Genomic DNA, 14,105 nt, shown 5'->3' with positions numbered 1-14,105 from the left:
CCAAGGTTAATTATTTTATTGAGAACATTCAGCGATTAGATCAACCGCTGATGCGTTTTCCGTCAGTGTCGAACACATGAACGTGGCTTCGTTCGACGTGGAACCAGATTTGATCGTCAGCTTTTTGTGACGGAGCATCTGCGGCGATTGCAAAATACTGTTCGCCGTTCACTGACAATTCCACGATCCAGCTTCCGCCTGTCGGCACGATGTCGATAACCTTTGCGACGCAACCCTGTTCAATCGGCTTATCGCTCAATCGCACAGATTCCGGCCGTATACCGACCGAACCCACATCACTAGCAGCAAAGCCTTGCACTTTAAGATAATCGCGGGCCCAGGTGGCAAGCGCACCATTGTTGGTGTTGTTAAGCTCCGTGATATTGATTGGCAGATTGCCGATAAACTCCGCCACGAAGCGATTTGCCGGGCGTTCATAAATATCGTCGGGCGTACCAAGTTGCTGCAATTCGCCTTCACTCATCACTGCAATAGTGGTTGCGAGCGTCATTGCTTCCCATTGGTCATGGGTCACAAACACGACCGTCGACCCCATCTCCTGATGAATACGCTTGAGTTCCGCACGCATTTCCAGACGCAGCTTCGCATCAAGATTGGAAAGTGGCTCATCCAAAAGAATGATGTCGGGCTTGAGTGCCAGCATGCGGGCAAGTGCCACGCGCTGCTGTTGACCACCGGACATTTGCGCTGGCAGACGATCACGATAGCGCTCGATACCAAGCTTTTTCAGCACATCATTGATGATTAGATCGCGCTCGGCCTTTGCGATCTTGTGAATCTTGAGACCAAATTCGACGTTTTCTTCAACAGTCATATGCGGCCACAGCGCGTAGTTCTGGAAAACCAGTCCCATTCCGCGCTTTTCTGGCGGCACATAAATGCCGTCATCGACCGAGACAATTTTTTTGCCGTCAACCAGTATCTGACCCTCGGTCGGATATTCCAGCCCGGCAATCATCCGCAGCGTCGTTGTCTTGCCGCAACCCGAAGGTCCGAGCAGGCAAAGAAACTCCGACTTTGGAATTTCAAGCGAGAGTTTTTCCACTGCGGCGCGGGTGGCTTTACCGTAGCTCTTTCTGACATCGCGAATAGTTATGCTCGACATTATTTGCCTCCCAATCCGTCAGACAATTTGCTGTTGGTGAGTTTTTGAACGATGATGGTTCCGCCAAAAGCGATGACACAGATCATCAAAACGACTGCATTTGCGGCTTGACTGTAGCTGTAATCCACAAGGCGCAATGCATAGGTGGTGAGAACATCAGTGCCAGGCACCGCCAGAACGACGACAAGGCTCAAACCTTTGATACCGGAGATGAACGGGAGCAGAATCCCTGAAACCAGTGAGCCCTTCTGGATAGGTCCCACGATCGAAACGAGGCGTCTCCAGAAACCAGCACCCACAACTTGGGCTGCTTCTTCCGGGGCTTTGCCAAGCTGCATCATCGCAGAAATACCCGCGCGCGATGCAAAAGGCATCTGATCGGCAAGGATCGCTAGAACCAGCAGTATCGGTGTTCCGTAAAGCGCTGGCAGCGGTCCACGCTGCACCGCAAACATGGTGAGATAGGCAGCAGCAAAGGCGATACCGGGGACAAGATACGGCAGGAACGTTACCTGACGCAGGAATGTGCCAACGAGTGCCACAGGCGTACGTGCCACGACATAGCCAACCAGAAGACCAAGAAGACCAGCACCCAAGGCCGCAGAGCCGACGATCCAAAGCGTATTCCATGTTGCTTTCCAGAATTCGCCAGTCAGCAGAATCCCGTTGCTCATAGCTGTGGTATTGAGGTCGGTGCCAATCCAGAAATCGAGTGTGAAATTATCAAGTGTAAACACGCCCGGCACGCGCATAATGGTCGTTAGCAAAAGCGCCATCAGCGGGATGAACGCGCTGACAACAAACATAAGCATGGCGAAGCTGAATGCAGGCAGACGGAACCGGCCAAGATCAGTCTCGCGGTTCATCGACCCTTTGTTGCCGATAGTAACAAAACGACGGGCCTCTTTGAGAAGATACATATCGAGGAAAATCGAAATGCTGCCTAGAACCACAATCGTTGCAGCAAGAACGGCACTCATACCGGCCTGACTGGTTGAGATTGCTCGGAACAAGGACGTTGCTAGCACGTCAAAGCCGACCGGAACGCCAAGAATATAAGCGACACCGAAATCACCGAGGCATTTCGCAAAGATCAGGGTTGAGGCCGAAACCAGCGAAGGCAGCATCAACGGCAGAATAATGCGCCGTGCGATCAGCAATTTGCCAGCGCCCATGACGCGCGCTGAATCTTCCAACGTGGAATCAAACTGGCGAAGCGCATTGCCAAACAGCAGGATTACGAAAGGCGTATAGTGCATCGCCAGAATGAGTGTAATTGGCAACATGCCATAGGCAAGCCAATCGGATGGCGAAAAACCCAAAGCCTCCATCCAGCTTGGCTGACCACCGGTGGTGCGGTTTTTAAACAGGGTCAGCCAAGCCAGTGCGAAGGTCCATGACGGCAGCATGTAAGGAACGATCAGTGCCGTCGAGAACCACTTCTTTGCGGGCAGATTGGTACGGCTCAAAAGCCATGCCAGCGGAATACCGGTGACAAGCGCAAAGGCAATCGAACCAACAGCAATAATAATCGTGTTCCAAAGCGGTCGCCAGAACACGTCCGTAGAAATTGCTGAGAACAACGCCCGGTTAAGATAATAGAAAGTCAGTTCACCAATCTGCTGACCGGAACGTGCCCGATCCGCGAACTGAACAAGCACCGCATCCGACAACAACAACGCTATGGGAGCAGCGATGAGATAAGCAAATACCACCGATAACAGCACGCCTATGAGGGTCGTCGGGTCTGCATTATAGACTTTGAATTTATATGTTAGCTGTTTGTAATAACTCATATTTGTATCCACTTTGAGCCGAATTGACCCTTGCCGGAACCCTCATAGGTTTCAGCTCGGTGATTTTCTGGCTTACTGCGGGAGCTGACGTCTGGAACGTCATGCGAAACGATTGTCGGCGGTGAAGCAAATTACTGAGGTGGTGCGCCTGCCTTTTCACTCACTTCACGCACCACAGACCAGGCTGGGCCATAATCAATGGGAATAAAATGATCGTCCCCCTGAAACTCGGCCTTCATTTCAGGCGTGAAAGTGAAGTTGAAAAAACAACGCTTCATCTTTGCCACAAGCGATGGGGCAAGGTTATGCGCATAGGCAAAAGAGGATGTCGGAAACATATCGCTTTGATAAATCAGGCGCACAGCGTCGCGCTTTACAAGGCCACGTTCAATCATGCGCTCCAGCACATCGGATGCAACAGCCGCCATATCATAATCACCGGCAACCACACCAAGGATCGACTTGTCGTGTCCACCCGACATGATCGGCGTATAATCCTGCCCCGGCGTCAGCCCGTCTTTGGGGAATAGTGCGCGTGGCGCGAGATTGCCAGAATTGGAGAAAAGCGAGGCATGGGCAATGCGCCGCCCTTTTAGATCGCTTAGCTTTTCATAAGGACCATCGGCGCGAACTACAGCCACAAGTCGATAGCCTCGCATCTGATCGCCAGTGCCTTTGGCAGCAAAAGGAACAGCCCCTGCCCGGTTGACGGCCTCAATCGTCGGCCCAGTCGAAAAGCCAGCAAAGTGCAGTCGCCCCGAACGCATGGCTTCGATTTCATCAGCGCTGGACTGAATGGGGTAATAAACAATTTGCCGCCCCAGACAGGCTTCAAGATGCTGAGTGAAGGGCTTGAACAGTCGCGCATAAACCGCTGGGTCCTCGATAGGCGAATAAGCCCAGACAAGCGTCTGCGGGTCGCGCCACTGGGAACTATCTTTTGGAAGGTCTGCAACAAGGTCGCGGTTTTCATCGCAATAGCGCTCATCAAGCGCACCGCGATAGGCGCAAGCAGCATCAACCGCATTTGCATGCGCGATGCTCAATTGCAGGCCTAACAAGGCCATGCCTATGCGACATGCCAACCGACGCCAGAACATTTTTCACTCCCCTGAGCTCTTGCTATGATACAAGGGCTTCAGCCTCTTCCTCTAAGTTCTCCAACACTACCAATTCTACCTGTCAGAATCCTGTCGTCCTAAAACATCGAATTGAAACATTGAACACACCATGCGTATCCTTCTCATAGAAGACACAATCGACATTGCGTTCGCAATTGCATCGAAGCTGGAAAAAGAAGGCTACACAGTCACTACCGTTTACGACGGGGTGCAGGGTGAAGATCTTGCCATTAACGGCTCTTTTGATCTCGTCGTGCTGGACATCAATCTGCCGGGCCGCGACGGTTTTGCAATTTTGCGCAGCATGCGTGAACGCTATCTGCCCTGCCCGGTTCTTGTGATTACGGCACGCAATCAGATCGCGGACAAGATCAACCTGCTCGAACTTGGTGCCGATGATTATTTGGTCAAACCCTTCGATTTGAGAGAACTTGTAGCCCGCATCCGCGCTGTTGCAAGGCGTCATATGGGGGTTGCGCAACCGCTAATCAGGCTCGGTAAATTGTCGATCAATCTCACCCAGAGATCGGTTATGGAAGGCGAGGAGCCCCTTGATTTCGGACGCCGCGAGTTTGACGTTCTCGAAATGCTCGCAACCCGCATCAATGTCACGGTGCCAAAGGATATGCTGGTTCTCAAATTATTCGGGCATGATGACACCGGAACGCCCAATGCGATAGAGTTACTGATCTCACGCGTCAGGAAGAAACTGGAGAATAGCGGCGCGGAAATCGTAACCCAACGCGGCGTCGGCTATTTACTGCGCCTAAAAACACCTTCGCAATAATGACGAAAACTACTGCAAACAAAGAATATTCAATCCAGCGCCGCATTCTCGTGGGCGGTGGACTGACATTGCTTGCGGTGACTGTTCTGCTGTTTTTTCTCGGGCGCTGGTATGCTCACCGCGCAGCCGACGAAGCCTTTGATCGCGTTCTCGGCGCTGCAGCACTTTCCATTGCAGATACGATAACCCTGCAGGATGGGGCCCTGAGCGTCGATCTCCCCCATTCTGCTTTTTCCATTCTTGGCACATCGCGTCTTAATCGCATTTTTTATCGGGTGGTCGCGCCCGATGGCAGTTTGCTGACGGGTTCACCCATTCTGGGATTGGAAATCCCACATGGCAGCAATAGTCGCGTGCGCCTGAGTGACAGTGTTTATCGCGGTGAAAAGGTGCGCATTGCAGCCGTGGCCCGCTATCATAGCGATGCTCAAGGCGGTGGCTGGGTTGATGTGCTGGTCGGTGAAACGCGGGAAGCCCGCAGGCAATTGACGATGCAACTCAGCCTCAACACCATCTTACCAGCCTTAGGAGTGGCCTTCCTCGCGCTCGCACTCATATGGCTCGCCGTCAGGCTGGCCTTCAGACCATTGCGTAGCGTGGAATCTGATCTTCGTCGGCGCTCATCCTCTGATCTAAGCCCCGTTTCAGGTCCGATCCCCAAAGAAGTCAGCGCATTGGTTTTAGCGCTTAACGACTTCATGGATCGTCTTAATAGGGTTCTGGGTGGACTAAAACTGGTCACTGCCGATGCAGCACATCAGATGCGGACACCTTTGACCGCTTTACGCGCCTTGACCGAATTGTCGCTGGAGGAAACAGACCCCAAGCGTAAACAAGAAATTCTCGCGCGCATCCACGCCAACTCCATCAGCGCCAGCCTGCTCGCCAATCAGCTTTTGTCTGAAGCAACAACCCTTCACAGCATCCAGTCGCGTAATCTTGAAATTCTCGATTTGCGCCAGATTGTGCACGAAGCAATCCGCAGGTTACGCACCGAGGGTGGCTATCAGGATTTAGACCAGACGATCAATCTTGATGGTCCAGACGGCCCACTTTATGTAAATGGAGAAACCATCAGCCTGCGCGAGATGATCCGCAACATCATCGAAAATGCGCTTACCCACGCGCCAGGCCCCGTCAACATCGATCTCTGCCAAAGAGATGATCTCATTGAATTTGCGGTTCATGACAGAGGCCCAGGACTTTCGCCCGAAATGAAAGACCGCGCCTTTGATCGCTTTGTCCGTGCGGATCAAAACAAGCCCGGCTCGGGCTTAGGATTATCCATTGCAAAAATGGTCGCTGAGGCACTGGGTGGGCAAATAGATTTACTGGAAAGACAAGGCGGGGGAACAAGCGTTGTGGTCACTTTGCCAGCAGCTGACCCGCAAGGACAAAGCACATGAAAAGCATGATATTGCAATTCTTTGCGGCTCTAAGCTTGACTGCGTTTTCATGGCAGAATGCTCATGCGCAGAATGATCAGGCTTCCAAGCCAGAGTTCCGTATTGTTGGCGACATCGCACCCGAAACAATTACGTCAGTCACGGCAGGACTGTCTGAACAACTATCCGGCATCAATATCAGCTATCGGCAGGTGAGACCCGGCGAATGGACGTCGCGGCTTCTTGCGGGGGCTGATGAAGCAAATGGTGCCGATCTTGTCATTCTCTCCACTCCCGACCTTGCTGTGCTGATCGCGAACGAAGGTGCCGCTCAACAGCGCCCGGCAATTGTGCGTAACGCCGGATTGCCACCACAGGCGCAATGGCGCAACGAGCTATTTAGTATTGGCTTTGATACTGCGGTGAGCGTGGCGAGACGCAAGGCGCTGGAAAACGAACTTCCGACGACTCGTATCGAACTGGCGCGCATTCTTGAGCAAAATCCATCGCGTTTTCAACGCCGTGTCGGTGTGGTCAATATCGGTATCGACAATGTCAGCTACACACTTGCAGCACAGGATTCGATACGTTCACCGCTTTTCTGGCGCATCGTGCGGGCTTTTGGTGTTTCACAAGCTCGCATCTACGACACAAGCGAAGAGCTGTTGCAGGCCTTAACGGTGGGACGCATTGATCTCGCTTATAATGTGCCCTTGTCGGACATCAGAAAATGGCACTATGACCACGAAGAATTTGAAGTGATCATGCCACAGGATTACGTTGTTGCACTGCCATGGACAGCGCTTATTCCTGAGCGCAGCAAATACGCAAATATTGCGGAACAAGCCATCACATTCTTATTGTCCGAGAAAGGGCAATCCTTGCTCGAACAGACCGGTTTGGCCTCGGGAGAAAGCTCGTCTGATCTGGCTTCACTTCAACCGGTTGAGCTTGGTCCTGAGCTTCTGGTTTATCTGGATGGACTGAAACGCAGCCGTTTTCTGGACACCTGGTTTCAGCTGATCGTCCACGAGTGAATAGCCTTCAACTCCCAAGCACTTACAAAAAAGGCCGGAGACATAATATCTCCGGCCTTCTCATGTTAAATAAGGCCTTCTTCTTTCAAAGCCTTTTGTACAGCCGGACGCGCCATGACGCGTTCGCGAAGAGCAAGCGATTTTGGATAAGCCGAAAGATCGACCTTCATTACCAGACCCCACCCAATAACCACTGCTGCGTAAGCATCTGCCTGCGTAAAATCAGCACCAAGCCAATAGGAACGACCATCGGCAAGAATTGCTTCTAATTGGCCCATACGGCGGGTGATTAAACCGATAACTTTACGCTTCGCATCATCAGAAAGGTCGGGCGCAAACAAACCGCCGAAAGCCACGTGCAAATCACCGCAGAAACCGAGCGCTTCCTGCAAACGAGCGCGTTCAATACTGCCGTAGGCTGGCTTGAAGGCCGCAACATCAGAATGATCACCGATATACTGCAGGATAGCCGCATTTTGCGTGATCACCAGACCAGGCTCAACTTCAATCGCAGGAACGGCCCCGCGAGGATTGATTTTGAGATAATCAGCACCGCTTGCGGTCTTCTTTTCCTTGAGATCAACCGTTTCGAGATCGTAGGAGAATCCTGCCTCGCTCAGAACGATATGCGGGGCAAGAGAACACGCACCGGGCTTGTAATAGAGCTTCATTATTGACTCCGTTGAGATATGATTCTTAACAGGGTTTAACATTTTTAGGCTTAGAGAAAATATTTCTAGCAATCACAATAGTGGGAGGATTTTTCTATTATTATCCTATGCCTGCGCTGCTTTTGTTGGCTATCATCGAAACACGCGCAACCAATATCTGTTTATTGACTATCGATAGACAATCAAAGCCAATCCTATAACGACGGATGCCGCACCAACCCAAGCACCTGCAGCAGGTCTTTCACCTGTCCGCAACCACAAAAGCGGTAAAATAATCACCGGTGTCGTTGCAGAAATCGTTGAGACAATTCCGGTCTTGCCGCCAGACAAGGCAAACAAAAGCAATGTCATACCTACTGCCAATGAAACAAATCCGGAAAGAGCTGTCATCGCAAGGATTGGCAATGTCGGAGGATTTCGCGGTTTGACAGTTGAGATTGGCAATTGCGTCAATACACTTAGACATGCTGCCGCAACACCAACGCGCATCAGAGAGCCAACGAACGGATCAATTCCGGTTTCCATGACGGGACGCACAATAATTGAGCCAATGGCCTGCCCGAGAGCCGCCAGCATTCCAAAAACGATCCCAACCCATAATGCGCCTTTGACGGCTTCCCATGGGTGCTTCTGCAATCGTCTTTTACCAAAGAAAATAGCGAGACATACGCCAGCAATGGTGAAAACAATTCCAAGCACGGAACGTGCCGTCAGTGTCTCACCCAAAACCATCCAGCCCAGAACCGCAGCAATAGGTGCATTCATTGCAAAAAGAATGCCTGCGCGACGAGGTCCCAAGCGATTGAGCGTAGCGAAAAGCACCGTGTCACCGAGGAAAATTCCAATAAACCCCGACAGGATAAGTGGCCCAAGATTGTAGCTATCAAGCTGTCGCCACGTGCCGGTGACAAGCACATAGACAAGTAGAATACTCGTCACGAATAACTGACGAACCAGATTGTATGTCGGTGCACCAAGATGCCCCGCTGGTCCTGCCGATATAAGCCCTGTTAAAGCCCAACAAAAAGCCGCTCCCAAAGCAGCCAATTCATAAATCGGCAAGTTCGATCTCCCCCGCGGCTACGAAATGCGCGGTAAAGTAATTTGCTTTTCGGGCTCGTTGATTCCGCTCCGCAGGTTTATCACTCTGAACACAACCGCTCCACTTAAATATCTAGCGCATGTCTCCCAAAAGTGGGAACCGGTTGTGGGATAAAGACATGCTTAAAAACATTTGGATAGAGCGAGCCCGGTGGATACGATTGAGCGCGACACGCTCTAGGCTCAGAAATCCAAGTGCTGCCCTCCATAACTGTCACACCCTGAAATCAATGGGCATGCGTGAGCAATACCTGCACTTATGCTATGATTTAATCAAAATCCGTCAACATATCAGACAATAGCTTAAGCTCGCCTTGTCGTTTGAAACCAGTCTTGTTACAAGATTGAAATCAGCCATTCAGAAAGATCGAGGCATTGATCAGTAAAAACGAGCCTTCATCACGCGCAACCGGCAATCTTGTCGTACGAGTAAGCGGCGAGCTTAGAGAGGTCATCCAGTCAGGCACCTTCAAACCTGGCATGAAATTGCCAAGCGAGGCAAAGCTAACCGAATCTATGGGTGTGAGCCGCACAGTCATACGTGAGGCGATTGCAGCCTTACGCGCAGACGGTTTGGTTGAAGCACGGCAGGGTGCGGGTGTGTTCGTCCTCGAAACACAGCCGCAGGAGATGCTGCCATTTCAAAACCTGAATTATGAACGTATCTCGTCTGTTATCGAACTTCTGGAGCTCAGAACAGGCGTCGAGATCGAAGCCGCAGGTCTTGCTGCCATACGTCGCTCCCCGCAGCAGGAAGAGAATATCATCATGTGTCACAGGCAGGTTCTCGCCTGCCTTGAAGCGGGTCAATCAACTGCCGAGGCCGACTTTGCGTTACATATTGCCATCGCCGACGCTTCCAATAACCCGCGGTTTCGTGAATTCCTGACAATGATCGGCAGCGGCGTCATCCCGCGCGCAGCACTGCAACCCGGAAATGATGCCAGTTCCGGCAACTATATTGCACATCTTCATAAAGAGCATGAGCGCATTATTGAGGCTATCGCCACTGGCGATGAAGATGGTGCCCGCGAAGCGATGCGAAGCCACCTGAAGGGAAGCCAAATGCGCTATCGCGCAATTTTGCGGCAGGCCCGCGATAACTTATAATATAACTTGTTGACACTCATCATCTAAGTTTACTACAGTCCATGTGAAACTTCTTCCAAAAGGGAACATCATATGGAACCGCAACAGATCAAACAAAAACTCGGCGCCGGACTGCTTTCTTTTCCGGTCACACATTTCGATGCACAAGGACGCTTTGCGCCTGAAAGCTACAAGGCTCATGTCGAATGGCTCTCCAGCTTCGATGCGCCGGTGCTTTTTGCTGCAGGCGGCACAGGCGAATTTTTCTCGCTGCGCCCAGACGAAATTCCAGCGATTGTATCTGCTGCCAAGGAAGCTGTAGGCAACAGCAATACGGCCATTGTTGCAGGTTGTGGTTATGGCACTGAAATTGCCATCGACATTGCAAGGTCGGCCGAGAAGGCAGGTGCCGACGGTATCTTGCTTCTGCCGCATTATTTGATCGATGCGCCGCAGGAAGGCCTTTACGAACATATTAAGCGCGTTTGTCAATCGATTGGTATCGGTGTCATGGTCTATAACCGTGATAACTCGGTCATCCAGCCTGACACCCTTGCCCGCTTGTGTGATGACTGCCCTAATCTGGTTGGCTTTAAAGATGGTGTCGGCGACATCGGACTTGTCCGCCAGATCACCGCGAAAATGGGAGATCGTCTGACCTATCTTGGAGGAATGCCGACAGCCGAACTCTTTGCGGAAGCCTATCTCGGTGCAGGCTTTACCACGTATTCATCGGCGGTATTCAACTTCGTTCCCGATCTAGCAGTCGAGTTCTACAATGCTCTCCGTGCTGGCGAACGCGCCACTTGCGAACGTATTCTGAACGACTTTTTCTATCCGTTCATGGCGATCCGCAACCGCCGCAAAGGCTATGCTGTTGCAGCTGTCAAAGCTGGCGTTCGCCTGCAAGGGTTTAACGCAGGAAAAGTTCGCTCACCTCTCTCCGACCTGACGCGCGAAGAAGAGGGAATGCTTGAGGCTTTGATCGGCAAATATGCTCGAAAACAGGCCGCCTAAGTCACAACAACAAACAAAGCCGCGGGCTTTTACCTGCGGCTTTGTTTTACGCAATCTGCTACGATAAAGAAGCGACCATATCTTTCAGCCGAGCACATGCTTTGATAAGCTCTTCATCGGAAGCCGCAATAGATAATCGAATAAAACCCGGCGCACCAAACGCGATCCCCGGCACACTGGAAACACCAAACGCATTGAGCAAATAACTTGCAATGTCCGTATCATCATTGAGCGTCACGCCCGACGGCGTTTGCCTTCCGATCAACTGTTCGACACCGATAAATGCATAAAAAGCCCCTGCTGGTTTGAGAAACTCAATCTCAGCTATTTGGCTAAGATAACCAGATACCAAGTCAACACGCTGGCTGAAGGTTTGAGCGGCTTTCGCAACAAAACCCTGATCGCCATCAAGCGCCGCTTTTGCCGCTGCCTGTGCTACACCACAGACGGACGTGACACTTTGAGATTGCATTTTGTTGATCGCAGCAATCAGTGCCTTAGGCCCCGCCGCATAACCGACACGCCAACCAGTCATGGCATAGGCTTTGGAAACACCGTTGACGATCAGCGTGCGCTCACGCAATTGCAGACATACACTCCCAAACGAGACAAAAGGCACTTCACTTAACAGGATATGCTCATAAATCTCGTCGGAAAGGATGAGAATCCGTTCGTGCTTTTCGAGTACAGCAGCCAATTGCTCATATTCGTCTGCACTGTAAACCGCGCCAGTGGGATTGGATGGTGAGTTCAGCATCAGCCAACGCGTGCGCGGGGTGATCGCTGCTTCTAGTTGCGCTGATGTGAGTTTGAAACCTGTTTCGGCTCCGCAATTCACGAAAACCGGTTTGCCGCCGTGGAGTGAAACAATATCGGCATATGAAACCCAACATGGCGTCGGAATAATAACCTCGTCACCCTCTTCAAGTGTTGCAAGAAATGCATCAAACAAAATCTGCTTCGCACCATTGGCGACTGTCAGTTCGTCGAGGCTGAAATCAAGCTGGTTATCTCGTTTGAACTTGGCAATGATTGCATTCCGAAGCGCTTCATTTCCTGCGGCCGCGCCATAACGGATGCCGCCTGCTTTCACTGCAACACACGCCGCCTCCACAACATTTACGGGTGGCTCAAAATCTGGCTCTCCCAAAGAGAGATCGACAATATCACGGCCTTCAGCGCGGAGCTTTTTGGCGGCCATCGAAACTGCCATGCTGGGCGAAGCCTTCACACCTGCTGATCGGCGGTTTTCATAATTCATTTTGAACGCTCTTTTCCAATCATTGAGACAAAAGAAGCCGCCCATGCGGCGGCTTCTGAAATTCTTGCAATTACCCGTTTATGACATAGTCAAATTCAAGATCTCGCTGCACAGCCTCTTCCGACCGCTTATCGACCGGACCATAGCCACCGCCACCGGGCAGCTCAAGGATCAGACGACGACCAGCGGGTACGTGCTGTCTGCCCTTGGCGTTGAGGACCGTACCATCATCAAGAACGACTGCGCCTGCAGCACCATTCTCGCCACCCTCGCGACCACGTGGCGGATGCTTGATGCGGTCGAACATGGCATTGAAATAAATCTCATGACCTTCGGTTGGCGCGATCTCAACAACCTGTCCAAGGCCACCACGATATTGCCCCGCACCGCCAGACCCATCGCGCAATTCCTTACGCCAGAAGATAACCGGACCGACATGTTCGGTGGCTTCAATCGACATAGAATGCACGCCACTTGGAAAGGCCGTCGCACTCAAACCATCAAGTTGCGGACGCGCTCCCGTTCCTCCACTATTAAACAACAGCACTTCAGCGCGATGGCCACCATCCTTTGGTGCTTCCGCGCCGGTCAATGGACGCGCGCTGACATGCAGATTCCACAAGGCGCCTGATCCTTCCGCCGGAATTTTTCCCGGCAGCATCTTGTGAACCGCACCAAGTACCGCATCCGGCACGAGGTGACCAAGAACGTGGCGGACTGAAACAGGTGCCGGACGCTGCGCATTAAGAATGCAATCCTTCGGCGCCGTCACCTTGAATGGCAGCAGCGAGGCATGATTGTTGGGAATTTCCGGCGCAAGGGAACATTTCAGGCCATAACACGCATAGGCTGCTGAATAGATCAGCGGACAATTGATCCCCTTTGGGCTTGGCGCGGACGTACCGGTGAAGTCTGCCAGAATATGATCGGAATGCACATCAAGGCGCACAACAATGTCGATGGGATCAAGATAACCATCGACCCGCATAACATTAGAATATGTTCCATGCGGCAAGGCAGCGAGCCGTTCGAGCGTCGCATCATAGCTGCGCTTGAAAATGAAATCAGCCAGTCCTTCAAGATCGTCGAGATGGAATTCATCCATCATGTCCATCAAGCGGCGATGACCGATCTCATTACAAGCCGCCAATGAGTAGACATCGCCGACAACCTGATGGCTTTCGCGCACGTTGTTACGCAAAATATTGACGAGGTCCTTGTTGACCACACCGCGTTCCGCAAATTTCATGATCGGCACAAAAATGCCTTCCTCATAAACCTCATTTGCGTCCGGTCCAAAGCCACGGCCACCCACATCAACAACGTGTGCCGTACACGCAAAAAAGCCAGTCAGCTCGCCTTTGCGGAAGCTTGGCGACACAACAGTGAAGTCATGCAGATGTCCTGTACCCTTCCAAGGATCGTTGGTAATGTAAACATCACCCTCAAAAATATTCTCACGGCCAATGTCATTGATGAAATGGCCGACTGCTTCCGCCATGGCATTGACGTGTCCTGGCGTACCAGTCACAGCTTGTGCGATCATCAAGCCAGCACGATTGAAAACACCCGCCGAAAGATCACCAGATTCACGCACACTTGTACTGAAAGCGGTGCGGATAAGTGTCACTGCCTGTTCTTCAACAACGGAAATAAGGCGGTTCCACATGATCTGCATATGGACGTCAGAAATAGGTTTCTTTGTCATAATAAC

12 protein-coding genes are annotated in these 14,105 nt (G+C 51.7%); 5 read left to right on the top strand and 7 right to left on the bottom strand.

Annotated elements, in window-relative coordinates; genetic code table 11:
* Positions 1–40: 40 nt before the first annotated feature.
* The 3 genes from CEV31_RS08885 to phnD all read right to left on the bottom strand — a co-directional run bounded on the left by CEV31_RS08885 (position 41) and on the right by phnD (position 4,022).
* Entirely contained in the window at positions 41–1,126 is a 1,086-nt protein-coding gene (locus CEV31_RS08885) for an ABC transporter ATP-binding protein (RefSeq protein WP_094506718.1), read from the bottom strand.
* Entirely contained in the window at positions 1,126–2,922 is a 1,797-nt protein-coding gene (locus tag CEV31_RS08880) for an ABC transporter permease (RefSeq protein ID WP_094506717.1), read from the bottom strand. Before CEV31_RS08880 ends, CEV31_RS08885 begins: the two co-directional genes overlap by 1 nt.
* Positions 2,923–3,053: 131 nt before the next feature.
* On the bottom strand, positions 3,054–4,022 hold the full coding sequence (gene phnD / locus CEV31_RS08875; RefSeq protein ID WP_094506716.1) for a phosphate/phosphite/phosphonate ABC transporter substrate-binding protein: 969 nt from the start codon (positions 4,020–4,022) through the stop codon (positions 3,054–3,056).
* A gap of 130 nt (positions 4,023–4,152) precedes the next feature.
* On the opposite strand from phnD, the gene CEV31_RS08870 reads away from it, so the two are divergent.
* Genes CEV31_RS08870 through CEV31_RS08860 form a run of 3 tightly spaced genes read left to right on the top strand, consistent with a single transcriptional unit; the run spans position 4,153 to position 7,252 of the window.
* Entirely contained in the window at positions 4,153–4,830 is a 678-nt protein-coding gene (locus CEV31_RS08870; RefSeq protein ID WP_094506715.1) for a response regulator transcription factor, read from the top strand.
* Positions 4,830–6,236: a sensor histidine kinase gene (locus CEV31_RS08865; protein WP_094506714.1), complete on the top strand. Its 1,407-nt coding sequence runs from the start codon at positions 4,830–4,832 to the stop codon at positions 6,234–6,236. Before CEV31_RS08870 ends, CEV31_RS08865 begins: the two co-directional genes overlap by 1 nt.
* Positions 6,233–7,252 carry an ABC transporter substrate-binding protein gene (locus CEV31_RS08860; RefSeq protein WP_094506713.1) on the top strand — a complete coding sequence of 340 codons (1,020 nt, stop codon included), beginning with the start codon at positions 6,233–6,235 and terminating at the stop codon, positions 7,250–7,252. Before CEV31_RS08865 ends, CEV31_RS08860 begins: the two co-directional genes overlap by 4 nt.
* A gap of 65 nt (positions 7,253–7,317) precedes the next feature.
* Here CEV31_RS08860 and gst read toward each other — a convergent pair whose 3' ends face one another.
* Entirely contained in the window at positions 7,318–7,923 is a 606-nt protein-coding gene (gene gst / locus CEV31_RS08855; protein WP_094506712.1) for a glutathione transferase, read from the bottom strand.
* 168 nt (positions 7,924–8,091) lie between these two features.
* On the bottom strand, positions 8,092–8,985 hold the full coding sequence (locus CEV31_RS08850) for a DMT family transporter (protein WP_094506711.1): 894 nt from the start codon (positions 8,983–8,985) through the stop codon (positions 8,092–8,094).
* A gap of 414 nt (positions 8,986–9,399) precedes the next feature.
* On the opposite strand from CEV31_RS08850, the gene CEV31_RS08845 reads away from it, so the two are divergent.
* Both CEV31_RS08845 and kdgD read left to right on the top strand, forming a co-directional pair.
* Positions 9,400–10,134 (top strand): FadR/GntR family transcriptional regulator, encoded by a 735-nt coding sequence (locus CEV31_RS08845; protein WP_094506710.1) that lies wholly within the window; start codon positions 9,400–9,402, stop codon positions 10,132–10,134.
* A 72-nt stretch (positions 10,135–10,206) separates the two neighbouring features.
* Positions 10,207–11,130, top strand: coding sequence for a 5-dehydro-4-deoxyglucarate dehydratase (kdgD, locus tag CEV31_RS08840; RefSeq protein WP_094506709.1), 924 nt, complete (start codon positions 10,207–10,209; stop codon positions 11,128–11,130).
* Positions 11,131–11,188: 58 nt separating this feature from the next.
* On the opposite strand, the gene CEV31_RS08835 is transcribed toward kdgD, so the two are convergent.
* Together CEV31_RS08835 and CEV31_RS08830 are read right to left on the bottom strand one after the other, a co-directional pair.
* The gene (locus CEV31_RS08835; protein WP_094506813.1) at positions 11,189–12,391 is read right to left on the bottom strand and encodes a pyridoxal phosphate-dependent aminotransferase; all 1,203 of its coding nucleotides are present in this window, start codon (positions 12,389–12,391) and stop codon (positions 11,189–11,191) included.
* Positions 12,392–12,461: 70 nt separating this feature from the next.
* On the bottom strand, positions 12,462–14,099 hold the full coding sequence (locus CEV31_RS08830) for a hydantoinase B/oxoprolinase family protein (RefSeq protein ID WP_094506708.1): 1,638 nt from the start codon (positions 14,097–14,099) through the stop codon (positions 12,462–12,464).
* Between the last annotated feature and the right edge of the window lie 6 nt (positions 14,100–14,105).

The sequence above is a fragment of the Brucella thiophenivorans genome (assembly GCF_002252445.1).
Lineage (GTDB): Bacteria > Pseudomonadota > Alphaproteobacteria > Rhizobiales > Rhizobiaceae > Brucella > Brucella thiophenivorans.
Note: the sequence above shows the minus strand (reverse complement) of the source record. Positions and strands in the feature narration are given on the sequence as shown.

What these genes read in the sequence shown, in the direction of transcription:
- CEV31_RS08885 (WP_094506718.1), bottom strand. Translation starts at nt 1,126, where the DNA reads ATGTCGAGCATAACTATTCGCGATGTCAGAAAGAGCTACGGTAAAGCC.
- CEV31_RS08880 (WP_094506717.1), bottom strand. Translation starts at nt 2,922, where the DNA reads ATGAGTTATTACAAACAGCTAACATATAAATTCAAAGTCTATAATGCA.
- phnD (WP_094506716.1), bottom strand. Translation starts at nt 4,022, where the DNA reads ATGTTCTGGCGTCGGTTGGCATGTCGCATAGGCATGGCCTTGTTAGGC.
- CEV31_RS08870 (WP_094506715.1), top strand. Translation starts at nt 4,153, where the DNA reads ATGCGTATCCTTCTCATAGAAGACACAATCGACATTGCGTTCGCAATT.
- CEV31_RS08865 (WP_094506714.1), top strand. Translation starts at nt 4,830, where the DNA reads ATGACGAAAACTACTGCAAACAAAGAATATTCAATCCAGCGCCGCATT.
- CEV31_RS08860 (WP_094506713.1), top strand. Translation starts at nt 6,233, where the DNA reads ATGAAAAGCATGATATTGCAATTCTTTGCGGCTCTAAGCTTGACTGCG.
- gst (WP_094506712.1), bottom strand. Translation starts at nt 7,923, where the DNA reads ATGAAGCTCTATTACAAGCCCGGTGCGTGTTCTCTTGCCCCGCATATC.
- kdgD (WP_094506709.1), top strand. Translation starts at nt 10,207, where the DNA reads ATGGAACCGCAACAGATCAAACAAAAACTCGGCGCCGGACTGCTTTCT.
- CEV31_RS08835 (WP_094506813.1), bottom strand. Translation starts at nt 12,391, where the DNA reads ATGAATTATGAAAACCGCCGATCAGCAGGTGTGAAGGCTTCGCCCAGC.
- CEV31_RS08830 (WP_094506708.1), bottom strand. Translation starts at nt 14,099, where the DNA reads ATGACAAAGAAACCTATTTCTGACGTCCATATGCAGATCATGTGGAAC.